This is a genomic window from Acinetobacter lwoffii (assembly GCF_024129735.1).
In the GTDB taxonomy this organism is placed as follows: Bacteria; Pseudomonadota; Gammaproteobacteria; order Pseudomonadales; family Moraxellaceae; genus Acinetobacter; species Acinetobacter lwoffii_H.
Map to the genome: position 1 here is coordinate 12,956 of NZ_JAMXXK010000029.1, position 23,969 is coordinate 36,924.

General features: G+C 44.2%; 24 protein-coding genes. 15 read left to right on the plus strand and 9 right to left on the minus strand.

Annotation, left to right across the window (positions count from 1 at the left end; translation table 11 throughout):
• Window positions 1-1,410 carry a prephenate-dependent tRNA uridine(34) hydroxylase TrhP gene (gene trhP / locus NI469_RS09565; RefSeq protein ID WP_253174976.1) on the minus strand — a complete coding sequence of 470 codons (1,410 nt, stop codon included), beginning with the start codon at window positions 1,408-1,410 and terminating at the stop codon, window positions 1-3.
• Between the two features lie 133 nt (window positions 1,411-1,543).
• Entirely contained in the window at window positions 1,544-1,954 is a 411-nt protein-coding gene (locus NI469_RS09570; protein WP_044112990.1) for a Cd(II)/Pb(II)-responsive transcriptional regulator, read from the minus strand.
• Between the two features lie 86 nt (window positions 1,955-2,040).
• On the opposite strand from NI469_RS09570, the gene NI469_RS09575 reads away from it, so the two are divergent.
• The 3 genes from NI469_RS09575 to NI469_RS09585 all read left to right on the plus strand — a co-directional run bounded on the left by NI469_RS09575 (window position 2,041) and on the right by NI469_RS09585 (window position 3,288).
• The gene (locus NI469_RS09575) at window positions 2,041-2,664 is read left to right on the plus strand and encodes a cation efflux transmembrane domain-containing protein (RefSeq protein ID WP_005247456.1); all 624 of its coding nucleotides are present in this window, start codon (window positions 2,041-2,043) and stop codon (window positions 2,662-2,664) included.
• A 171-nt stretch (window positions 2,665-2,835) separates the two neighbouring features.
• Entirely contained in the window at window positions 2,836-3,087 is a 252-nt protein-coding gene (locus NI469_RS09580; protein WP_071851683.1) for a hypothetical protein, read from the plus strand.
• 18 nt (window positions 3,088-3,105) lie between these two features.
• Window positions 3,106-3,288: a YgdI/YgdR family lipoprotein gene (locus tag NI469_RS09585; protein ID WP_085064142.1), complete on the plus strand. Its 183-nt coding sequence runs from the start codon at window positions 3,106-3,108 to the stop codon at window positions 3,286-3,288.
• 64 nt (window positions 3,289-3,352) lie between these two features.
• Here the strand turns inward: NI469_RS09585 and NI469_RS09590 are convergent, their stop codons facing one another.
• Window positions 3,353-4,132: a ferredoxin--NADP reductase gene (locus NI469_RS09590; protein ID WP_004279005.1), complete on the minus strand. Its 780-nt coding sequence runs from the start codon at window positions 4,130-4,132 to the stop codon at window positions 3,353-3,355.
• A gap of 105 nt (window positions 4,133-4,237) precedes the next feature.
• On the opposite strand from NI469_RS09590, the gene tsaA reads away from it, so the two are divergent.
• Window positions 4,238-4,957 (plus strand): tRNA (N6-threonylcarbamoyladenosine(37)-N6)-methyltransferase TrmO, encoded by a 720-nt coding sequence (tsaA, locus tag NI469_RS09595; protein ID WP_253174978.1) that lies wholly within the window; start codon window positions 4,238-4,240, stop codon window positions 4,955-4,957.
• Between the two features lies 1 nt (window position 4,958).
• On the opposite strand, the gene NI469_RS09600 is transcribed toward tsaA, so the two are convergent.
• A complete protein-coding gene (locus NI469_RS09600; RefSeq protein ID WP_253174979.1) occupies window positions 4,959-6,209 on the minus strand; it encodes an MgtC/SapB family protein in 1,251 nt (416 codons plus the stop codon).
• A 209-nt stretch (window positions 6,210-6,418) separates the two neighbouring features.
• On the opposite strand from NI469_RS09600, the gene tfpB reads away from it, so the two are divergent.
• From tfpB to NI469_RS09620, 4 genes are all read left to right on the plus strand, one after another.
• The gene (gene tfpB / locus NI469_RS09605) at window positions 6,419-8,176 is read left to right on the plus strand and encodes a type IV pilus assembly ATPase TfpB (protein ID WP_253174981.1); all 1,758 of its coding nucleotides are present in this window, start codon (window positions 6,419-6,421) and stop codon (window positions 8,174-8,176) included.
• Between the two features lie 93 nt (window positions 8,177-8,269).
• Entirely contained in the window at window positions 8,270-8,635 is a 366-nt protein-coding gene (locus NI469_RS09610; RefSeq protein ID WP_004645581.1) for a NirD/YgiW/YdeI family stress tolerance protein, read from the plus strand.
• Window positions 8,636-8,770: 135 nt separating this feature from the next.
• Entirely contained in the window at window positions 8,771-9,436 is a 666-nt protein-coding gene (locus tag NI469_RS09615) for a response regulator transcription factor (protein WP_253174983.1), read from the plus strand.
• 4 nt (window positions 9,437-9,440) lie between these two features.
• Entirely contained in the window at window positions 9,441-10,763 is a 1,323-nt protein-coding gene (locus tag NI469_RS09620) for a sensor histidine kinase (RefSeq protein WP_253174987.1), read from the plus strand.
• Window positions 10,764-10,850: 87 nt separating this feature from the next.
• On the opposite strand, the gene hemP is transcribed toward NI469_RS09620, so the two are convergent.
• Window positions 10,851-11,021: a hemin uptake protein HemP gene (gene hemP, locus NI469_RS09625; RefSeq protein WP_004645578.1), complete on the minus strand. Its 171-nt coding sequence runs from the start codon at window positions 11,019-11,021 to the stop codon at window positions 10,851-10,853.
• Window positions 11,022-11,159: 138 nt separating this feature from the next.
• Between hemP and NI469_RS09630 the strand changes: the two genes are divergently transcribed.
• Window positions 11,160-12,059, plus strand: a complete 900-nt coding sequence (locus tag NI469_RS09630; RefSeq protein ID WP_253174989.1) for an NUDIX domain-containing protein — start codon at window positions 11,160-11,162, stop codon at window positions 12,057-12,059.
• A 56-nt stretch (window positions 12,060-12,115) separates the two neighbouring features.
• Here the strand turns inward: NI469_RS09630 and NI469_RS09635 are convergent, their stop codons facing one another.
• A complete protein-coding gene (locus tag NI469_RS09635) occupies window positions 12,116-12,661 on the minus strand; it encodes a tetratricopeptide repeat protein (RefSeq protein ID WP_253174991.1) in 546 nt (181 codons plus the stop codon).
• A gap of 14 nt (window positions 12,662-12,675) precedes the next feature.
• Window positions 12,676-15,066, minus strand: coding sequence for a penicillin-binding protein 1B (mrcB, locus tag NI469_RS09640; RefSeq protein WP_253174993.1), 2,391 nt, complete (start codon window positions 15,064-15,066; stop codon window positions 12,676-12,678).
• Between the two features lie 191 nt (window positions 15,067-15,257).
• Between mrcB and NI469_RS09645 the strand changes: the two genes are divergently transcribed.
• Together NI469_RS09645 and NI469_RS09650 are read left to right on the plus strand one after the other, a co-directional pair.
• Complete coding sequence (locus tag NI469_RS09645; protein ID WP_004645573.1) at window positions 15,258-16,196, plus strand: NAD(+) kinase; 939 nt, start codon at window positions 15,258-15,260, stop codon at window positions 16,194-16,196.
• Between the two features lie 3 nt (window positions 16,197-16,199).
• Window positions 16,200-16,472: a YeaC family protein gene (locus tag NI469_RS09650; protein WP_004278992.1), complete on the plus strand. Its 273-nt coding sequence runs from the start codon at window positions 16,200-16,202 to the stop codon at window positions 16,470-16,472.
• Window positions 16,473-16,554: 82 nt separating this feature from the next.
• Here the strand turns inward: NI469_RS09650 and NI469_RS09655 are convergent, their stop codons facing one another.
• A complete protein-coding gene (locus NI469_RS09655) occupies window positions 16,555-17,556 on the minus strand; it encodes a glycosyl transferase family protein (RefSeq protein ID WP_253174995.1) in 1,002 nt (333 codons plus the stop codon).
• A gap of 409 nt (window positions 17,557-17,965) precedes the next feature.
• Here NI469_RS09655 and NI469_RS09660 point away from each other — a divergent pair, with 409 nt between their 5' ends.
• Together NI469_RS09660 and NI469_RS09665 are read left to right on the plus strand one after the other, a co-directional pair.
• Window positions 17,966-19,309 carry a dicarboxylate/amino acid:cation symporter gene (locus NI469_RS09660; protein WP_253174996.1) on the plus strand — a complete coding sequence of 448 codons (1,344 nt, stop codon included), beginning with the start codon at window positions 17,966-17,968 and terminating at the stop codon, window positions 19,307-19,309.
• A gap of 159 nt (window positions 19,310-19,468) precedes the next feature.
• On the plus strand, window positions 19,469-20,611 hold the full coding sequence (locus NI469_RS09665; RefSeq protein ID WP_004731607.1) for an acyl-CoA dehydrogenase family protein: 1,143 nt from the start codon (window positions 19,469-19,471) through the stop codon (window positions 20,609-20,611).
• 83 nt (window positions 20,612-20,694) lie between these two features.
• On the opposite strand, the gene NI469_RS09670 is transcribed toward NI469_RS09665, so the two are convergent.
• Window positions 20,695-21,213, minus strand: a complete 519-nt coding sequence (locus NI469_RS09670) for a DJ-1/PfpI family protein (protein ID WP_253174997.1) — start codon at window positions 21,211-21,213, stop codon at window positions 20,695-20,697.
• 488 nt (window positions 21,214-21,701) lie between these two features.
• Between NI469_RS09670 and pheA the strand changes: the two genes are divergently transcribed.
• The gene (pheA, locus tag NI469_RS09675) at window positions 21,702-22,811 is read left to right on the plus strand and encodes a prephenate dehydratase (protein WP_004645570.1); all 1,110 of its coding nucleotides are present in this window, start codon (window positions 21,702-21,704) and stop codon (window positions 22,809-22,811) included.
• A gap of 66 nt (window positions 22,812-22,877) precedes the next feature.
• The gene (hisC, locus tag NI469_RS09680; protein WP_004645569.1) at window positions 22,878-23,969 is read left to right on the plus strand and encodes a histidinol-phosphate transaminase; all 1,092 of its coding nucleotides are present in this window, start codon (window positions 22,878-22,880) and stop codon (window positions 23,967-23,969) included.

Genomic DNA, 23,969 nt, shown 5'->3' on the forward strand with positions numbered 1-23,969 from the left:
TTAACTCGCCTGATAAGCCAGTGAAGATGCCGAAATATCCGCAGTCGAGCTTGGCAGATTACGAATCAGCAGGGCATATTGCATATCAACATCTGCCGGAACCGGAATCTCGACGATGTGACCTGAACCTTTGGCATCTTCGATCAGATTACCTTTTTTGTCTTTCATTTCGGTTAAAGTGAAAGTGATATTGCCTTTAGTCGTCATCAGTTCGAGTGAGTCACCGACGATAAAACGGTTTTTCACATCGATCTTGATGTAATCTCCATTACGCTCCAGCACTTCGCCACAGAAAATTTGATGATCAAAACTGGAAGAACCATGTTCATAATTCTGATATTCACTATGCACATGGCGGCGTAGAAAACCTTCGGTATAACCACGATTCGCTAAGCCTTCCAATTGTGTCATCAGTGACGGATCAAAAGGTTTACCCGCAAGCGCATCATCAATCGCTTTACGGTAAATTTGAGCAGTACGGGCGCAATAGAAATAAGACTTGGTACGGCCTTCGATTTTCAGTGAATGCACACCCACTTTAGTTAAGCGCTCTATATGCTGGACTGCACGTAGATCTTTAGAATTCATGAAATAAGTGCCGTGTTCATCTTCTTCTGCGGCAAACATATCTTCATCATTCCGCTGCAATAGCACAGGCTCATCAAACTGATGTTGTTCTTGCATGTGCTGTTCATCAGCATCTTTAGAGCAGCAGCCTGAATCCAGATTTTTTACTGGAATGACATCACCGGTTTCATCTTCCTTGGCATCCAGAACTTTATATTCCCAGCGGCAGGCATTGGTGCAGGCACCCTGATTGGCATCACGTTTGTTCATATAGCCAGACAGCATGCAACGGCCAGAGTAGGCCATACACAATGCGCCATGAACAAAAACCTCAATCTCCATATCGGGCACTTGCTGTTTGATTTCTGCAATTTCTTCAATCGACAGTTCACGTGACAGAATGACACGGGTCAGCCCCATGTTTTTCCAGAATTTCACGGTTGCCCAGTTCACGGCATTGGCCTGAACCGACAGGTGAATATCCATCTCTGGAAAATGTTCACGCACCAGCATGATCAGACCTGGATCGGACATGATCAACGCATCTGGCTGCATCGCCACTACAGGCGCTAAATCACGAATAAAATTTTTCAGCTTGGAGTTATGCGGCTGGATATTGACCACCACATAGAACTTTTTGCCGAGTTCATGTGCTTCTTTAATGCCAATGGCGAGATTGTCATGGTCAAATTCATTATTCCGAACCCGCAAGCTATAACGCGGCTGACCGGCATAGACTGCATCTGCACCATAAGCAAAAGCATAGCGCATATTTTTGAGTGAGCCAGCTGGTGAGAGAAGTTCGGTAACGGTGGTAATGCTCATGATCAAATCGAAAGACATATAAAAAGTACGGCTTTATTCTAATCATCTGGAATTTGGATTCAACCTAGTAAATCACTCGGAAATACGCGATTTGGATGTAAAACAAGGTTCTTTTTTAAGTAGGGAATCCTCCATAAAATGTCTTCAATATTCAGTCATTTTCAGAGTTTTCAAGCGTTTTTAAAATCTGGCAATGATCAATGGTGGTCGGGGTATTGCAACTTTCTCTCAGTGTGATCAGTTGTCGTTCAAATATCTGTAATTCTTTAATTTTATTTGAAATATCCGAAAGATGTTGATCAATCAGCTGGTTGACGGCACAGCAGTCCTGTTCCGGATTTTGTTCAAGTTGAATCAGGGTTTCAATCTCTTTTAACGACATGTCCAAGGCCCGACAACGCTTGATAAAAAGCAGTCTTTTTAATGCGTCTTCACCATAATAACGATACTGATTACTTGCTCGAAAATTCGGCTGAATAAAGCCTTTTTTCTCATAAAAACGTAAGGTATCGGTGCTTAGACCAGTCTTTTTGGCCATTTCTGAAATCAAATAAACTGACATATCGTCCTCATGCTTGACCTTGGAGTTAGTCCATAGTTTCTAATCAATTTATCGTATTTTAGATAAAAAATCATCGGGGGAGTTATATGGCCTGTAGTTGTAGTCCTGAACCGGCACCCATCAAGCCCAACAGCAAATTTAGAGCAGCGCTATGGATTGCCTTGCTGGTAAACTTCACTTTATTTGTAGTGGAGCTGATCGGTGGTGCATATGCACATTCATCAGCCTTGTGGGCAGACGCGCTAGATTTCTTTGGTGATGCCGTCAATTACGGGATTTCTTTGGCTGTACTAGGTGCGAGCCTCTATTGGCGGGCAACAGTCGCTTTGGTGAAGGGAATGACCATGGCGTTGTTTGGTCTGGTAGTGATTGGCAAAGTGATTTACGCCTATCTGCAAGGTATTCCACCTGAAGCACTGACAATGGGCCTGATTGGTGTGCTGGCCTTAGTAGCGAATGTATTTACAGCAGCAATTCTTTATGCTTTTCGTGAAGGTGATTCCAATATGCGGTCGGTCTGGCTCTGTAGTCGCAATGATGCAATTGGCAACTTTGCGGTCATTTTGGCAGCCGTAGGCGTATTTGGTACAGGCAGTCTTTGGCCGGATATTATTGTGGCTGTAATTATCGCTACACTCGGCATCACATCAGGTTATCAAGTAATTAAGCAGTCTCTGGAAGAAAGATCACTTAAACATAAATCCAGCTAATTTTTATATTTAAAGCTGTCCTGCAGGGCAGCTTTTTATTTATTTCCATTTTTATAATATTTGAAAAATAAAGCTTTACAAATAAACAAATTAAATTAGAATCTCTGGCGAAATTCAGAAAATATACATAAATTTTAATAATTTAGTTTTTTGCATCGTGCGAGGGTTAATGTGAATTTAATTAAAATTTTTTCAATATTGGCAATATCGGGGCTAGCCGCTTGTAGTTCCAAAGTCGTGACTTATGATGCAACAGGAAAAATCATCGGTTCATGTATGGCGACGCGTGGCCTACTTTCGACCGCAAGTGCACATTGTAGTGGTTCAGGGGATGCCTTGGGTGTGAATTATAATACGCCAAATGCTGCTACAGGCCTATTACCAACGCCACCAAGCCAAAATCAGATTAATTTAAAACCGTAAATAATAAAGGGGAAGATCATGAAATTATCAGCACTTATTGCACTCGTAGCGACTGTTATATTGACGGGCTGCGCATCGTCAGTGACTACATTTGACTCTCATGGCCGTATGATTGGTTCATGTAAAGCGCAAACGGGTTTCATCATTGCAGGTGGCGCAGGCTGTTCAGGTTCTGCAAATCAGGAAGGTCGTGATCGTTAATTATTTAGTGATTATTCCAATAAAAAACCGGACTTAAAAGTCCGGTTTTTTATTTTAGAAAATCTTATTTTTCTACGAATGCACGTTCAATCACGTAGTCACCTAGAACGCCCATTTTTGGAGATTCTTTCAGACCGTGTTGGTCAAGAAGCGCAGCAACGTCATCTAGGAATGCAGGGCTACCGCATAACATGGCACGGTCAGTTTCCGGGTTGAAACGTGGCAGACCGATTTTTTCAAACAGTTCACCGGTTTCAATCGCAGTGGTTACACGACCTTGATTTGGATATTCTTCACGGGTTACGGTTGGGTAATATACCAATTTTTCTTTCGCGCCGAGTTCAGAGAAGAATTCATGATTTGGAACTTCATTCAGGATCAAATCTTGATAAGCCAGTTCTGAAATGAAACGGGTACCGTGAACTACGATAATCTTTTCAAAACGCTCGTAAGTTTCAGGATCGCGAATAGTCGAAAGGAACGGTGCAAGACCAGTACCAGAAGACAACAGGTACAGATTTTTACCTGGGTTCAAGTCATCCAGTACCAATGTACCTGTCGGCTTTTTAGAAACCAAAATGTCATCGCCGACTTTTACTTTCTGTAAAATCGAAGTCAGTGGACCATCAGGCACTTTAATTGAGAAAAATTCTAACTCTTCTTCGTAGTTGGCGCTTGCAATTGAATATGCGCGCATTAACGGCTTGCCATTGACTTCAAGGCCGATCATTACAAACTGACCGTTTTTAAAACGCAAAGCAGTGTCACGAGTCGTTTTAAAAGAGAATAAAGTATCATTCCAGTGGTGGACGTGAGTAATCTTTTCGACGTTAAAAGCAGCCATTAAAGGTCTCAATAAATTATCAAATTAGAACAGCTTGCTATTCTAATCTAAATTCATTCTCGATAAACTGAATATATTTAATTGAGCTTATCAAAAAAAGTGATGATGACTGAACTGACGCTGCCGATTATTGGTTATATGCGTTCTCCCTATAAAGAAAAATTTGGTATTCCTCGTCAGCCGAATCTGGTTCAGGTCGAAAGTTATATTGAAATGGTCGGGCCTTATAATGATCTGCTCGCCTTCGAGGGGATTGAGGAATTTAGTCATCTTTGGCTGATCTGGCAATTTCATGACAATAAAAACCAGGACAATAGCCAGTTTCGTCCACAAGTGCGTCCGCCACGTTTGGGCGGTAACAAGAAAATAGGCGTGTTTGCTACACGCAGCATGTATCGTCCATCACCGATTGGTTTATCTGTGGTCAAACTCAAAGAAGTGAGAAAGGTTGGCAAGCATGTTCAGGTGTATGTCACGGGGAGTGACTTGCTCGATGGCACGCCAATTATGGATATCAAACCTTATATTCAATATTCGGATGCTATCATTGAAGCACAAAGCGGTTATGCACAGGATGAACCATCACGTAAAACCGTCATTTGGAGCGATGAAGCGGAGCAGCAAAAGCAACAATTACTAGGAAATGGAAAAATTTCTGTGCAGACTATTCAGGAATTAGAAGCTGTCTTATCTCTAGATCCAAGACCTGCATATCAGGAAGATGAAGAACGGGTATATGGGATGAAGTTTGCAAATGTTGATATCCATTTCAAAATTCATGCTCAGCAAGTGCTCATTGTTGCTATCCAGCATATTCCTTCCTAGATTATAGGTTCCACCACAACAAGCCGATCAACGCCGCCATATGCAAAATCTGCACAGGCGCAAAATAAAGGACAAACTTCCAGCCACCGGTCAAAGCGGCATTGGCTGACTTGGCCAGGGCATGAGCACCCAGACCTAAAAGCAGGGCATAAATCAGACGTATATTGGAGGGATCGCCTTGAACGACGACACTGGCCATCGCGGCATGAATCTCGAATAAAGAGGCGAGCAAGGTCCCGGCCAGTAAGCCGGCATCCCCGAGCCAGACCTCCAGTCCGTAAACTCCAGCCTGAATCAATGTTAATGTGACTGCAATAATCACCGCTTCTTTTAAACTGAACATCTGGCTGTCTGATGATTCCATGCTCGGCGCAGGTTTTGCCTTGCGCAATAATAAAAACGCACAGGCTGCCAGAAGGATTACGGCAACTAAAGAGGGTAAGAGCAGGATTTTAAGCCAGCTCCAGGATACGCCCCCGACCACAATCAATAGCAACACAATAGTCGAGATACAGGACATCAGCGCGGCACCGGCATTCGATCGTGCATCCATTTCACCTTTACGGACCTGTAAGCCCAACTGAGCGATGGTCGCCGTACTGGAAACAAAACCGGAAGCGATGGAGGACAGCATCAGGGCATTTTTAGTCGAGAAAAAGCGTTTCGCAATATGCGCCAAAGCTTGTACCACTAAAATTAAGGTCAGTAATTTTAAAATAAGATAAGGGTTAAGCACTTCGCCCCAAAAAGGCCGGTCAGGGGTCAGCGGCAGACCAATCAAAATTAAGGCCAGTAATAATAGTCCATCCCTAAATTCGGCTTCTTTAATCCATTTTCCGGCAATATTGTGCATGGTATGTTTGGCCATCAAAATACCGGTTAAGAGCACAGAAAGACCGGCTGCCAGAGGAATATTCCACAAACACATGGCGCCAACAAAATAGGTCATCACAAATGCAAGCTCTGTGGTAATGCCCGGATCATCTGGTTGATTTTTTATGGATAAAATGACCATACCACCCACGATCAAAGCACCTATTACAGCAATCACGATTCCAAAAAGGAAACACAGTGCGCCCAATAAAGCACAGATCGCAAAGGAACGTAAGCCGGCAAAACTCGGCTGCTGCTCACGTTGCTTATGCCGTTCCCGCTCCAGACCAATTAGCAGGCCGCAGCCCAATGCCGAGGTGAGTATCGTGAGCAGTTCATGAAAAGAATGCGCATGCAGGGGAACCGCAGTCAAATCCATCTGTGACCTCAGCAAGCTAAGAGTTGATTATTTAAAAATATATGTGATGAGATCAGGTTTGCATAGATCAAAAATGTTGCAGTAGTGATCAAATCCATTCTTTACTTTCTTTTTGAGATTGAAATAGAAACGTACATTCGATAGGTCGGGAGCATGCGAAAAACTGCAAAAACTTGTTATAGTGGAGGCAAGTTTGGGGACTGATAATAATGAAATTTGACTTTGAAATTGATACGGCATGGTGTCTAGACCAACTCTTTAAAGACGGTAAAATCAGTGAACGCGACCGGATGCTGGTACAGACCACTCATCGGCAACGTGAACAATTAAAATGGCACCCTTTACAGTGGATTGCCAATTTTAATCTGGTCGATCAGTCCCATCCCCAAACGACTTTGACCCTGAACCGTTTATGTCAGTGGCTGGCAGAAAAAACCGGATTGATGTTCTATATTATTGATCCGCTTAAAGCTGATGTACAGGCATTGACCCATGTCATGTCGCAGGAATATGCACTGCGCAACCATATTTTGGCAGTAGAAATTCAGGCAGACAAAGTTCTGATCGCCACGGATCAGCCTTATAAAACCGAATGGGTGTCGAATCTCGAGCAAAATATTTCCCCGAAAAAAATACAACGGGTATTACTGAATCCAGAACAATTACAACGTTATATTACTGAATATTATCAGGTCAGTCGTGCAGTCAGTGGTTCACAAAAATCCTCTGCCTATGACCGGGAAAATAAGGGCGTCGAAGCCTTGCTACAGCTGGGTGACTCACAGAATCCGGATGCCAATGACCAGCATATTGTCAAACTGGTAGACTGGGTGTTGCAATTTGCCTTTGAGCAGGGCGCCAGTGATATTCACATGGAACCGCGTAAAGATACGGGCAAGATCCGTTTCCGGATTGATGGGGTGCTGCATACGATTTACAACATGCCGGCCAATACATTGACCGCCGTCATTTCCCGAATCAAGATTCTGGGCCGGATGAATGTGGCGGAAAAACGTAAGCCACAGGATGGCCGTCTGAAAACCCGGACACCTAAAGGACAGGAAACTGAACTGCGTCTGTCGACCTTGCCGACCGCCTTTGGTGAAAAACTGGTGATGCGTATTTTCGATCCGGAAGTGCTGGTGAGAAGCTTCCAGCAACTCGGTTTTGAAGGCCATTTGCTCAATGACTGGAATAATCTCACCAGTCACAGTCATGGTATTATTCTGGTGACCGGCCCAACCGGTTCCGGTAAAACTACTACGCTTTATTCAACCTTGAAGCAGCTGGCGACTGAACAGGTCAACGTCTGTACCATTGAAGACCCGATCGAGATGCTGGAACCCAGCTTTAACCAAATGCAGGTCAATAATGGTATCGATCTTGGCTTCGCTGACGGCGTGCGCGCACTGATGCGTCAAGATCCGGACATTATCATGGTCGGGGAGATCCGTGATCAGGACACTGCCAATATGGCGATTCAGGCCGCATTGACCGGTCACCTGGTTCTCTCAACTTTACATACCAACGATGCGCCGTCGAGTCTGACCCGTCTGCATGATCTGGGCGTACAGCCATTTTTGACAGCAGCAACCATCTTGGGTGTTCTGGCTCAACGTCTGGTACGTAAGCTGTGTCCGCACTGCAAACAGGAAAGCTTCCTGAATGAACAGGAATGGCAGCATCTAGCTACGGATTATCCTTTGCCGCGACCGGAATTTGTCTTTAAGGCGGTAGGCTGTGAAGAATGCCGGCATACCGGCTATAAAGGCCGTATCGGGATTTATGAGTTTATGCCACTGAGTCTGACCACCAAACAGTTGATTGGTGCGGATGCTAACCTGAACCAGCTGCGTCAGCAGGCGAAAAAAGAAGGCGTAGAGCCGCTCAGAATTGCCGGGGCGCGCAAGATTCTGGAAGGTGTGACCACGCTTGAAGAAGTCCTGAGAGTGGTGCCCTTAAATTAATTTTGAAAATGAAGCAATCTTAAGATTCAATTCATCTTTGGCTGTTTTAATAGCATCATCGAAACAAGGCAAGACTTTAAAGAGGTAACTGCGATGAAAATGATGATAAATACGGTTTTGGCAGCTGCATTGATGGGTTCTATCGCGACAGCTACGATAGCAAGTAGTGACACGGCTGTGAATCAGGCCGCTTTTGCTAAATCGACTACAGTCAAACAGGCACTGGCCATGAAAGATGACAGCAAAGTTCAGCTCAAAGGTTATGTCGTGAAAGCAGTCGGTGATGAAAAATACCAGTTCCGCGACAGTACAGGCACCATTACGGTTGAGATTGATGACGAACTTTGGCAAGGCAAACCGATTTCAGCCAAAACACCGGTAATCATCACAGGTGAAATCGACATTGATTATAAACCGGCAAAACGTGTTGAAATTGAGGTTGATCAGGTTCGCTTCTAATATCGCCTGATTTGCTGAAATCAGTTTGAACATAGCAACAAAAAACCACATGCAAGTTACCAAAAAGCATGTGGTTTTTTTGAGTCTGGAACTTTTTCAAGGCAAGATAGAACAAGGAAGCAAACGGAGCAGAATATGCGTATTCTTTTGGCGGAAGATGATCAGTCTCAGGCAGACAGTATCCAGACTTGGCTGGAAATGGACGGTTATGTGATTGATCGGGTAGAGCGTGGTGATCATGCGATCCTAGCGATTGAGCAGCATAAATATGACTGTATTCTGCTGGATCGTGGCCTGCCGAATGCCACTGGAGATGACATTCTAAAAAGTTTGCGCAGCCAACAGCAAGATACACCGGTGATTTTTATTACGGCTAAAGACAGTATTGATGACCGGGTCGAAGGGCTGGATCTGGGTGCCAATGATTATCTGGTCAAACCGTTTAGTCTGGAAGAGCTTTCGGCCCGGGTTCGTGCCCAGCTCAGGCTGAAACAGCAAACACCCAATCATATCCTGCACTGGCAGGATCTCAGTCTGGACACTCAAGCCAAAACCCTGACGAAAGCGGGTCAAGCGATTAATCTCACTGCGAAAGAATTTCAGATTCTATACAAGCTGATGCAGCAACCTGAACATATCGTCACCCGTGAACAGCTGGAAGAATCGCTGTATGCCTGGGGCGATGAAATTGAAAGTAATGCCATTGAAGTATTTATCTATCAGCTGCGTAAAAAAATTGGCAGCCAGATGATCAAGACCATTCGCGGTCTGGGCTATCGCATGCATAAGGCTGAGGCTTAACCCCATGTCGGCTGCTATTTCCCTGCAAACCCGGCTAATTAAACATGCGCTGTTCAGTTCCATCTTGGCCGGAATATTGGCCTGGCTGCTGTTATTGGGAATTTCCAGTTATCAGGCCAGTCAGCTGCATGATGAATTAATGGAGCAGATTTCTGAGTTGCTGCTTGGCGATGTCACCCAGACTAAAGACGCCCAAGTGGATGAACTCAGTGAACAGTTTGATATCCAGTATGCCTTGTTGCTGGGTCAGCAGGTACTGACTACTTCGATTGATGATGAATTAATTAATACCATTCCAAAAGCACAGAACAACGGCTTCCAGTTTGATTATGAGAATGGCCGTTTTATCCGGATATTGACTGCAGAAGATGACGACCTTCAGGTCAAAATCGTACAGCCACTTTCAGTACGTTTCGATGAACTCTGGCAAACCACATTGGGCTTTGCCGGGATTTTATTCATTTTATGGCTAGTGCAATGGCTGATTTTGCGTGTTGCGATCAGACGCCAGCTAAGACCATTAAACAAGATTTCCCAGGCGATTGGTTCCAAAACTGCTCAGGATCTGAGTCCCATTAAAACGCCTGATCCTGAAATCACTGAACTGCAACCGATTATTCGTCAGCTGAATGCCATGCTCGGCCGGTTGGAGAAATCACTGGCTGCTGAACAGCGTTTTACTGCAGATGCTTCACATGAGCTGCGTTCGCCCCTGTCTGCGATTCAAATGTGTCTACAGGTTTTAAAACGCAAATATCAAGATGATCCACAACTACCTCAGGCATTGCAGTTGATCCAGAATGATGTCAACCGCGGTACGCAGGTGCTGGAAAATTTACTCTTGATGGCACGACTCGATCCGGAGCGCACAGAGCAATTACCAACGCAAACGATTAATCTTAAAAATTTGGTTCAGGAGGCTTTGCAGGCCTTGCAGCCTTTTGCAGAAGAAAAAGACATTCATTGGAATCTAAACCTTGAGGATGCTGTGATTGAAGCGAATCCAGAACTGATTTTTAGCTGTATCCGCAATCTGGTCGACAATGCCATCCGTTATACGCCGCCGCAGGGACAGGTCGAGATCCGAACGGTTATTGAGCAGCATCAGATACAGCTGTTGATTGAAAATTCAGGAGAGGGAATGAGCGCTGAGGTGCTGGAGCGTTTAGGTGAGCGTTTCTATCGAGCCTTAGGGACTCGCACTCAGGGTTCAGGTTTAGGCCTGTCCATTTGCCAGAAAATTATGGCACTGCATGCAGCTAAAATTGACTATGCGCCGTCGGATCTGGGCGGACTTAAAGTGTTATTGAGTTTTAAGCTTGAATAGCAAATCTCATGATCAGAAGATTAAAAAGCAGTATGCGCTGATTCATACTGCTGCTTCCCACGTTTGTTATTATTAGAACTGATTTAATTATTTGGTCAGAATAAGACGGTTATTGCGGGTCAGACGCAAGCGGTATTCTTCGCCGGCATGCATGATCCGGATTTCACGACCCAGTGCAAAAAGATTGTTGGAGTGCAGCATTGGCAAAGCATGGTGAGTATCATTGTTACGGGTAAATAAGCTAAATGGGGCGTTCATTCCGTCGACTCCGTGGTGTGTTTTGGATTGATTTAAATGATAATCATTATCGAATAGGTCTGTCAACGAAATATTGAGCAATTTATAAAAAACTCTAATTTGCTTACAATCTGTAAAACTTCAACGGTTCTGTACATCATGACTAAAGCTACGATTCATGTCGCAATTGCGCTTTTATTTCATCAAAATCAGGTTCTAGTCGGCTGGCGTGAGGCCAAGCAGCATCAGGGCAATAAATATGAATTTCCAGGCGGAAAAGTTGAACAGGGTGAATTACCAGTCGAAGCTTGCCGCCGTGAAGTGATTGAAGAGGTCGGTGTTGATATTGAACGCTGGCATGCCTCTGATTTTATTTCTCATGAATATGAAGATCTCATCGTCAATTTGCATATTTTCCATGCTTTAGTACAGCCTGCTCAACTGGCTGAAATCAAACAGCCTTGGCGCTGGTACAGCCGGGAAGAACTTGGTCAGCTGAATTTTCCGAAAGCCAATCAGTCCATAATTCAAAAGCTGCAATGGCCGCAGCGCATCAAGATTGCTGAAGATCTGGATATCTTATCAAGTCTGGATACAGATCAAATGTTGTATTGGCGCGTGGAAGCAACGCCTGAACGGATCATGCAAGTACAGCAATATCCGGTAGATCAACTCTCCAAGTTAATCATTAATCAGCAGCTTTGGTCACAACTGAATGAATTGCAGCAGCAGACGATTCGCACGATTCATCTAAAACAGACTCAATTGATGGACTTGAAACAAGGCGAACTTAAATCTGGCTATCGTTATCTGGCAGCTTGTCATGACCTGACCGCTTTAATGCATGCAGAACAGATCGGCTGTGAAGCGGCTTTACTCAGTCCGGTACTGGCGACAGCGACTCATCCAGAAACACCTGCGCTAGGCTGGGAACAATTCAAGCAAATGGCAGAGCAGGTACAGATTCCGGTTTTTGCTTTAGGCGGAATGAAGGCTGATGAGCTCGATTATGCAAAAAGCCAACATGCTTATGGCATTGCCGGCATTCGCTATATTTAAACACTTTATTTAGAAAATAAACTTTCTATTGGTAAGTCAGTTTCTATAAAAAGATCTTAAAGTCTTTTCAGTGCCTGTTGAGCTTGCTGAATTGCTTTAGCGTTTTTCCGCAACTGAGCAGATTTAAGGCGCACTTGCCAAAGCTGCTTTTTCATGGCACTAGATTGTGCATAACTCAGGCCACGTAAGGCAAAAGCATCGGCGCTTGCTGGCTGATTTTTACGGTTGGCGATCATGCCCAAGTATAAATAGGTTTCCGGTGCCTGAGGGGCCAGTCGCTGTGCCTGAGTTGCAGAAGCTTCAGCTTGAGCAAACTGCTGCTTGGTATAGGCCTGCTGGGTTTGCTGCATCAGACTCTTGAAGGCCGGCAGATTACGTCCATCATCAAACTTTTGGCTTTTCGGCTTCTGTTCAGGAATGACAATTTTCTGACGTTTGATGTCAGGACGGTCATAAGGCGTAATCACTACGCCATCTGGCGTTTTTGCCTTAGGTTTTTCCACCGCAGGCTTGGCAGGGGTAACTGGCTTTTCTGGCTCAGATATACTTTGGCAGCCCACCAGACTGAGGATGAGCAAACCAGGGAGGATTTTTCTTAACATAAACATAGACTCAATTAATGGCTATAACTTCCACTGGCGATAATACGGGTTTCGCTCTCAAGATCGCGTTCTATTTCTGTTTCACTTTCTTGTATGTAGCGACTCATATCATCCTGTTCAGCATCAGATGGCGCAGGTTCTGAATCAATATCATAAGGTTCCGTCGCATAATGCGAGATGCCGCAGGCAGTCGCCTGATTTGGCAGGGCATGACGCGAAATCGGGATATACATGGCGCCTTCACAGCCTTGTGCAGACAACAAACCCGTATGACGATCTAGCCAATGCCATTCGATTTCATTCGGCTGTGGCAGATTCACCGGTTTCTGGCGCAACTGTTTCATGACATTGGTCCAAACGGGCAGGGCACCCGATGAACCGGTCAAGCCAGTGACTTTGTTGTCATCCAGACCGAGCCAGACCACGGTCATATAATTACCTGAATATCCGGCAAACCATGAGTCACGGCTGTCATTCGTGGTACCGGACTTACCGGCAAGATTCAGACTGCGTGGCAAGCTGTTATAGGCTGCACGGCCTGTACCATTCGACATGACCTGTTGTAAGCCATAATTCAGGGCATAAGCGGAAGCAGGATCAATAGTCGGTTGTACACTCAGGCTATAACGATCCAGAGAGCGGCCGTTGGCATCCACCACAGAGCGGATGGCTTTAGTTGGATATTTAAAGCCGCCTGTAGCAAAGTTGCCGTAAATATTCATCACTTCCATCGGGGACATATCTACCGCACCCAAGTAAATCGATGGATAAGATGGAATATCTGAGGTCACACCAAATTTTTTCAGATGATTAATAAAGGTGGACAGACCAAATTCTTGTGCTAAACGCACAGTGGACAGGTTATAAGATTGCGATAAGGCTTGTGACATTGGAATGACACCATGTCCACGACCACTATAGTTTTTCGGCGTCCAGGTTTTGCCATCACTCTTGATGCTGATTTCACTGTCTTCAATTGGGCTTGCCCAGTGATAACGGTTTGATTCCAGGGCACTCAGGTAGATCACCGGTTTTAGCAGGGAACCGACTTGACGCTTGGCATCGACTGCACGGTTAAAGCCGGTAAAATCTTGAGTAGAACCTACTGCGGCCACCAGCTCACCATTTTCCGGATGCGATACCAATACCGCACCCTGTAAATCTTTCAGGCGACCCGGATTGGATTTGCTTAAACGCGCCACCGTCTCTTTAAAGCTGTCCTGAATTCTGGTTTGGGCCAAAGGATCTAAAGTAGTGAAAATTCGCAGACCCTGATTGGTCAGATCGGTTTCCTGATAATCTGTGCGTAATTGACGACGTACAATATCCAGAAAATCCGGGAAGCGGGCAGGGCCTAAAGTCGGTTTTGAAATGACATTTAACGGACGTGCGGTTTCTTTTTCATATTGTTCCTGAGTCAGATAGCCCATCACCAGCATATTATTTAGGACGATATCACGGCGTTTTTTCGCACTTTCAGGATTGCGCCATGGGTTATATAGACTCGGACCTTGGACTAAACCCACCAGAAATGCTTGCTGGGAAATATTCAGTTCACGCAGTGGCAGGCCAAAATAAAACTGCGATGCCAGACCATAACCATTAATGGAATAGTTACCATTCTGGCCCAGATTCACCTCATTCAGATAAGCTTCCAGAATTTCATTCTTGTCATAATGTAATTCAATCAGCATCGCCATAAAGGCTTCATTCACTTTACGTTTTAAGGTGCGCTCAGGGGTTAAATAGAAATTTTTAACCAATTGCTGGGTCAAGGTTGAGCCACCCTGACGTTTACCACCGGTAATATTGCTGACCACGGCACGTGCAATACCACGCGGTGAAACCCCATGATGCTCATAGAACTTGCGGTCTTCAGTCGCGATCAGCGCTTCGATCAAGGGCTTAGGCACTTTATTTAGCTTGATCAGCACACGGTCTTCGTTATGCTGCGGATAAATCCCGCCTATTAATAAAGGTTCTAAACGCGCAATCCCGCTTGAAGAGGGTTTGGTCGCGCTGACTTCTGCAATCTGTTCATCGCTGAAACTGACTTTTAATATTTGTTCCGGTTCAACCCGGTCACCAAAATCAAAGCCGCGTGTATGCACATACAGGGTATTACCCGTGGTGACAAAGCTGCCTGATTTGGTATAACTATCCGAATTTTTATAACCGAGTAATTTTAATTCTTGTTGGAAATCCTGCAGGCTGACTGGGGCATTCACATACACTTCCATCGGACGTGCAAAGACCTTGGCCGGAATATCCCAGCGCTGACCTTCAAACTTGTCGCGTACAATATTGTCTAATCTAATCAAATAGATACTAAATGCTACAAAGATAGAAATGACGATAATGGAAAAAATTAAGGCAAGAAACCCCATGCCACGTTCAGATTTCATAAATACTTATAAGATCCTGTGAAATTGTGCTAATCATGCGAAGCTTTTCATTATTTTGCAATATTTAATCAAGAAATGCGCTTAAAATTAAAATGAAACCCCACAATTTCTCCTTAATTCGAATATATTTCAAATAATTTCCTACCTATGAAGCACTGTTATAAATTTTCATCCAGGTATAGCTTAATGTTATGATAAGCAGGATTCGTAGCGGAGCGACGACACTGGTGCAAATTTCCCATAAGACCTTTCGAAATATCGGGTTAATAGGACGTCCTGATAAATCGTCGGTGGTTGAAACCTTATGCCTTATTCACGATCATCTTCTCAATTTAGGCCTACATCCAGTTTTTGATGCAGCGACAGCTGAACTTGTTCCCTATCAAAATACCCAAACCGTCAGTCGTGCCTTGTTGGGTGAGGTGGTGGATCTGGTGATTGTCGTGGGCGGCGACGGCTCGCTATTACATGCAGCACGTGCCTTGGTCAAGTACAATACCCCAGTGATCGGGGTTAACCGTGGTCGTCTGGGTTTTTTAACGGATATCAAGCCGACCGAAGTGATCTTCAAGCTGGATCAAGTATTAAAGGGTGACTTTCAGACTGAGCGACGCTTTTTACTCGAAGTCGAAATTCGCTCCAAAGGCGAAGTGATTTACGATGCCATTGCCCTGAATGATGTGGTGCTACATTCAGGGAAATCGGTACATATGATCGATTTTGAACTGAATATTGATGGACAATATGTCTATCGTCAGCACAGCGATGGCCTGATAGTCTCTACGCCGACTGGTTCTACGGCTTATGCGCTTTCTGGTGGTGGCCCGATTGTACATCCAAGTATGGATGCGATTGCCTTGGTACCGATGCATCCGCATACCTTGTCTTCACGCCCGATTGTGGTCGGTGGACATAGTGAAATTAAATTACTGATTCGTGAAAATCGCGTACTGCCGATGGTTAGTGCGGATGGACAACACAGTGTGTCTTTGAATGTGGGTGATAGCGTCCATATTCGCAAGCATCCCTTTAAACTGAATCTTCTGCATCCACCGGGTTATGACTTTTATAATGCCTGTCGAACCAAACTGGGGTGGAATCAGGACTTTGATTATTTTAAGCAGGATTAAATCATGAATATTGAACAAATGCTTGCCGTACTCAATCCTGAGATTGTTGAACGCCTAAGAACAGCAGTCGAAATTGGAAAGTGGCCAAACGGTGTAGCCTTGACACCAGAACAACGTCAGACCTGTATGCAGGCAGTCTATGCCTGGGAAATGAAAAACCTGCCTGAAAATGAGCGCAGCGGTTATATCGATCGCGGTACTAAAGAAGAGGGTGAAGAGTGTGATGATGATCATCACAAGAATGAACCTGAATTCAAGCCGATTCGTTTTGTTTAAGGCTTAATTCCCAGCCAATAGCAATACAATTAAAAAAAGCATTGTTCATTCACTGAACAATGCTTTTTTCTTTTGCACAAGATTAAACCGTGTGGCGATTCGCCCATAAGATTTTGGCTTTTTGCATCGCAGCTTCAAAGCTGTCACACACGCCCATGGTATATAGCGCAATGCCCATAGTTTCTATCACTGCAATCTCGCCATAATCATGGCTTTGCTGACCGTCCCAGACAGCCTTAAATAGCGCCAGATCCAGTTCTTCTTCAATTGGACTGCGGTTGTCAGTGAGCTTTGGCAATTCATGCTCATAGAGCAGGCCATCTTTAATGCCACAGATGAGCGTTTTGGCATCCGGATTACGCTCGAATTCGCCCCCTTCACCTTTAATCACGGCACTATTTTTATAGCCCAAGCGGAAAGCTGCTTGCTGATGCGAACCACGATATGCTGGATGGAAAATGGCTTGCAGGGTCGCTTTGGCATTAAAGGGATTGATCAGACGCGCCAGGGTATGAATTGGGGAGCGTAAGCCCATGACATTACGCAGCGCAATCAAGTCTGCAAGAATCGGAGAAATTACTTCTAACGGTATGTAAGCAAAATGCTGTTGTAGAAGTTGCTGTTCAACCTCGGCATCATTTTGACAGATTGGATAGCCTAAGTAAGTCAGCACCTGTTCGGTGTAAACGCGGTTCATGGTATGGCCCGAGGCACCATGCATCACAATATTATAACCATGCTTGGCCAGTGTCAGGGCTGCCAGAATAAACCATGGATAATGCTTGCGCTTGCCCGCATATGAAGACCAGTCCAGATCGACATCCAGTTTTTTGAAACTCAGCTGGTCACGTGTCGCCTGTACAAAACCGGCCAACTCATCTACAGATTCTTCCTTGACCCGCAATAACATCAAGAATGCACCTAACTGCACATCCAGCACTTCATTTTTCAAAATCATACTGAAGGCTTGATAGGCTTCATCATAGCAGAGAGAGCGGGCGCCATTTTTCCCTTTACCCACAATGCGTACATATTGGGCAAAGGGATGTTCGAAATCTTTATAAATATTTCTTTCGGTATTCATAACTTTTTACAGCTTGCAGAAAATATTAATGTCAAGGGAGAGGGTGAAAATCCATAAACATTTCAGTATACGTAAAACAATCAGTTAAATCTGATTATCGACTAATGTCTAATCTATTCTGTTTAAAACATAAACAAGCGCATAATAAGTTATGCACATTTAGTCTGAATATTCGGTAAAATTTAGGCAATTTTTAGAGTCTGTTTAATTTTTCTTAATCTCTTTCTCCCATTTAATACTTTGGTCTGATACTTGAGTGTCAGATTCAATGCATGGCTGATTATCATTTTTGAACATTCTCTTGAGCCTTTTGAGACTTGATCCGGTTCATCCTGAGAAGGGATGAAGAGGTCAGTATATTTCTCAAAATGGTCTTTCTTATTTTTGATATCGTTCAAGTAGATTTATTATGGCGAAACAACCAATTTATAAGTCACTGTATTTTCAAGTGATTGTGGCCATTATCGCAGGTATTCTGGTCGGGCATTTTTCGCCTAGTGGTACGCAAATTATCAATGGCGTAGAACAGCATGTCCCTGGCTTGGGCGAACAGCTTAAACCGCTTGGTGATGCATTTATCCGTCTGATTAAAATGATTATCGCACCTGTAATTTTCTGTACCGTAGTGAGCGGTATTGCAGGTATGGAAAGCATGAAATCAGTCGGTAAAACTGGTGGTGTGGCTTTACTTTACTTCGAGATCGTATCCACGATTGCTTTGGTCATCGGTCTGGTCGTGATTAACATCGTCAAGCCTGGTGTGGGCATGAACGTTGATCCTGCTTCACTGGATACCACTGGCATCAGTAAATATGTCGCTTCAGGTGAGTCACAATCGACTATCGACTTCCTGATGAACATCATTCCAAATACGGTTGTGGGCGCATTTGCAGAAGGCGAAATCCTGCAAGTTCTATTGTTCGCGATCATTTTTGGTTTTGCACTGCATAAGCTAGGTGATCAAGGCAAGCCAGTCCTGAAACTCATCGACCAGATTTCACATGTGTTCTTCAATATCGTGAATATGATCATGAAACTTGCTCCAATTGGTGCATTTGGTGCGATGGCATTTACAATTGGTAAATATGGTATTGGTTCTCTTGCTCAGCTGGCACAGTTGATCATTTGTTTCTATGTTACCTGCGTACTGTTTATTTTCATCGTATTGGGCTCAATTGCGCGTTTCGCAGGGTTCAGCATCATGAAGATGATCCGCCTGATTCGCGAAGAACTTCTGATTGTACTGGGGACGTCATCTTCAGAATCAGTACTGCCACGTATGTTGAAGAAACTGGAACTTGCCGGTGCAGAGAAGTCGGTGGTAGGTCTGGTGATTCCAACTGGTTATTCATTTAACCTGGATGGTACGTCGATTTACTTGACGATGGCTGCAATCTTTATTGCGCAAGCAACCAATACGCAACTTGACTTGTCTCATCAAATTACCCTGCTTCTGGTACTTCTGATCTCATCTAAGGGTGCGGCAGGCGTGACTGGTTCAGGCTTTATTGTGATGGCGGCAACTTTGGCTGCTGTAGGGAATATTCCTGTTGCAGGTCTGGCATTGATTCTCGGTATCGATCGTTTCATGTCTGAAGCTCGTGCCTTGACCAATCTGGTCGGTAACTCTTTGGCGACTTTAGTGGTTGCGAAATGGGTGGGCCAGTTAGATATGGACAAGCTGAACTATGCTTTAGCAAATCCTGCAGAAATTGACGAAAAAATGGCACAAGAAGGCAATAACGCTCACTAATTTTGAGTCTGTCTTTCATGTCTAAAAGGGAAGCTTCGGCTTCCCTTTTTTATTGACTGTGAAGTTAGTAAAAAGATGAATGCCGGCACATGACAGGGAGCAGGAAAGTCGATAGTCTGTGAAAAGGAAACTAAAATGATAAACAACAAGGACAATAGAATGCTTGCCTACGATGCCGATCTAGAATTATTCCGCGATAATTTTAAACGCTTTATGAACGAACATGTCGCACCGTACTACGACCAGTGGGAACGTGAAGGTCTGATGCCGCGTTCAGTCTGGAATGCACTCGGTGAAAATGGCTTCTTGTGTGTCGATGTTCCAGAAGAATATGGTGGCTATGGGGTGCCGACCGATTATTCATTGATGCTGATCGAAGAATCTGCACGTGCCGGATACAGTGCTATCGCCACAGGTCTGTCTTGTCATTCCGATATTGCAGCACCGTATATCCTGCATATTGGTACTGAAGAACAGAAAAAATACTGGTTACCAAAAATGGTCACCGGTGAAGTGGTCGGTGCGATTGGCATGACCGAGCCAGGTGCAGGTTCAGATTTGCAAGCCATGCGTACTAGTGCCATCTTGCAGGATGAACATTATCTGTTAAATGGCTCAAAAACCTTCATTTCCAATGGTCAGCATGCTGACTTAGTGGTGCTTGCCGTCAAAACCGATCCGCAAGCCCGTGCCAAAGGCGTTTCATTGTTGCTGGTCGATACCCATCTGGAAGGCTTTAAAAAAGGCACCAATTTGGACAAGATTGGTCTGCATGCTCAGGATACGTCTGAACTGTTCTTCGACAATGTCAAAGTGCCAAAGGAGCAATTACTGGGTCAGCCGGGACAGGGATTTGCTTACCTGATGCAGGAATTGCCGCGTGAGCGTACCGCCATTGCTGCTACCGCTCTAGGCGCCATTCGTGGATCTATTGATGTGACCACACAGTATGTGAAAGAGCGTCAGGCTTTTGGTCAGGCGATCGGTCAATTCCAGAATACCCGTTTTGTGCTTGCGCAAGCGAAAATTGATGAATTGGCGACCGCAGCATTTTATAACCAGAATCTTGAGCTTTATATGCAAGGGAAACTGGATGTAGAAACTGCAGCGGCATTGAAGAGCTTTTCTACCGATATGCAGATGAAAATCGCGGACAATCTCCTGCAATTATTTGGGGGTTATGGCTATATGACTGAATATCCAATTTCACGTTTCTTCGTTGATGCGCGGATCCAGCGGATTTATGGGGGTACCAATGAAATCATGAAGGAGATTGTGGCCCGCGGTCTGTTAGGGCGTTAATAGCTCAACCATAAAAAAGAGTCCCGAAGGACTCTTTTTTATAGGGGAGAACATGGCCAAGATGGGAAATATTTTTTAAGACTTTATGATTTTAAAACATCCAAACATTCATGAATAAAAATGGGTAAATCATTGGGTAGGCGCGATGAAATCAACTGATTATTGTCATTCACCAGTTCTGCATCATAATACGTTCCACCGGCACGTTGTACGCGACTGGCATGCGCGCGAATACTGGCAATAATTCGATTTTTCAGCACATCTGCTTCACACAGTAATAATGATGCATCACATAAACTAAAGATGGTTTTCTTGGCTTGATTAAAAGCCTGGATAAATTGCAGCACCCGCATATCGGTAGATAAAGAAACTGCAGATTCACCGCCAGGAATCAGCAAGGCATCAAAATCATCAATACTGATTTGTTCGATGTCCCGGTCAATCGTCACTGCAGAACAGCCATGCAGACCATAGACCACTTTTCCTGCATTAAACTCAATATTACAGATGCTATGCTTTGCTTCCAGCAAGGCTGCAACGGGTTCAAGATATTCCTGATCTTCAAAATTATTCGTCAAAAGTACAGCTATTCTTTTTGGCATGACTGACACCCAAACGCTTGTTTTAAGTTAGACTATCTATGATTGGTTAAAAAATCGTCTCTGCTTTGTAATTGAGTAGTGATTTAATGTAAAAAAATAAGTGAAATCAAAGAGAAGTCGATAAAAATGGGATTGCAGAGTGTGCATTTTATTGTGAAATCTATCTTAGATATGAATGGTTCAAAAATGACGTTTGAAAAGCAATTATTTTAATTTTCTTATGTTTAAAACCGCTATATAGATTAAGAAATAGTGATATTTCATCTTCCTTAAAATCAGTTAATATGGACAGGCAAAGTTTACAATTTAATAATGTAAATCAAGCAGAAAAGCTGAAGTAAATGTTACCAGATATGACCAAAAGCGATAAACGGTTAAAATCAACTGTATGTTTTTAAGACTTAATCTACCAATGTCATATTGCGTAACATTTGAAAGCTCACTATTGTTATACTGAACAGATAAGGTTTATGAAGGGCGACAGAACAATGATCAACGACGATCAAAACACCACGACTTCTCTTGATTTGGCAAAAATTCGTGAAGATATCGATTCTGTTGATCAGCAAATTCAGCAATTGATTAACCGTCGGGCACGTTTGGCTGAAGCTGTGGCAAAAGCAAAGTTTGCCTCAGAAGAGAATCCGCTGTTTTACCGTCCAGAACGTGAAGCTCAGGTTTTGCGTAATGTCATGGAACGTAATGAAGGGCCATTGTCTGATACCACCATGGCACGTCTGTTCCGTGAAATCATGTCGGCCTGTCTTGCACTTGAAGCTCCGCAAAGCATTGCTTTCTTGGGACCAGTCGGGACCTATACTCATTCTGCGGTACTCAAGCACTTTGGCCATGATGCTGTGGTTCGTCCTTTACCGACCATTGATGAAGTTTTCCGTGACGTGGAAGCAGGCAGTGCCCATTATGGTCTGGTGCCGGTAGAAAATTCCTCTGAAGGCGTGGTCAACCATACTTTGGACTGTTTTAAAACATCGAACCTGAATGTGATTGGCGAAGTTGAATTACCGATTCACCATCAGTTCCTGATTTCTGAAAATACCCGTAAAGACAGCATCAAACAGATTTATGCGCATCAGCAGACTTTGGCTCAATGCCGTAAGTGGCTGGATGCTCATTATCCAGGTGTGGAACGTGTCGCTTTAAGTTCCAATGCGGAAGCAGCACGCCGTATTCGTAATGAATGGCATTCTGCTGCAATTGCTTCTGAAATTGCCGCGAGTATCTATGACCTCGAAATCATGCATAGCAATATCGAGGACAATCCGGAAAATACCACACGCTTCCTGGTGATTGGTCGTGAAAAAGTGCCGCAAAGTGGTAATGACAAGACTTCATTACTAATCTCAGCGCATGATCGTGCCGGAGCTTTGCTGGAAATTCTGGCGCCGTTTGCCAAGCACAATATCAGCCTGACCAGTATTGAAACCCGGCCTGCACTTCCTGAAAAATGGGCTTATGTGTTCTTCATTGATCTTGAAGGCCATATTGAGCAGGAACACGTGAAAGCAGCCATTGAAGAAATTCGTCCTTTGGTTAAAGAAGTTCGCGTGCTCGGTTCATATCCTGCAGCTGTACTTTAAGTCAGCTATACGTGGTCAGGGCGAGGGTGCTGACCACTGTTTTATACCTAAAATTGGAAGTCTAAAATGTCGTTTGTTCCAGCCAATTCAGGCATCTCAAAATTAAAGCCATATCAACCGGGTAAACCGATCAGTGAACTTGAGCGCGAGTTGGGTCTTACCGATATCGTCAAACTGGCTTCAAATGAAAATCCGCTGGGTTGTTCAGATAAAGTCAAAGAAGCGGTCGCTGCGGAAATTGCTGAAATTGGCCGTTATCCAGATGGTGGTGGTTTTATCCTGAAAGATCAGATCAAAACCCAGTTTGGTTTTAATCATGATCAGATTACCTTGGGGAATGGTTCAAACGACTTACTGGAAATGTTTGCCCGTGCATTCGTTTCAGAAAATGATTCGGTGGTGTATAGCCAGCATGCTTTTGCGGTTTATGCATTGGTAACTCAAGCCATTAATGCGCAAGCGATTGAAGTACCAGCTAAAGGCTTTTCGCATGACTTGGAAGCAATGGCGGCTGCCATTCAGGACAATACCAAACTCGTCTTCATTGCAAACCCGAATAATCCAACAGGAACCTGGTTTGAAGAAGCTGAATTTGAAGCGTTCATGCAAAAAGTTCCTGCCAATGTCATCGTGGTTCTGGATGAAGCCTATGTGGAATATTTCCCGGAAAACTTCAACAGCTTGAAATTCCTCGCGCAATATCCAAACCTGATCGTTAGCCGTACTTTGTCGAAGTGCTATGGTTTGGCTGCACTACGTGTTGGTTTTGCTCTGGCTTCAGTAGAAGTGACGGATTATCTCAATCGTATTCGTCAGCCATTTAATGTCAACCATCTTGCGATGGTGGCTGCGGTGGCTGCACTGAAAGATGAAGATTTTATCGCGCGTTCTCGTGAAGTGAATAAAGCCGGTATGGCGCAACTTGAAGCTGGTTTTAAGGCTTTGGGTCTTAACTATGTGCCTTCACGTGCCAACTTTATCTTGGTAGATGTACAGGCAGACCCATCAGCAACCTTCAATGGTCTGCTCAAGCAAGGGGTGATTGTGCGTCCGGTCGGTATTTCTAATCACATTCGGGTATCGATTGGTACTGAAGCAGAAAATGCGAAATTCTTGAGCGCATTGGCTAAAGTACTCGGTTTAGAGGCAAAAGCTTAA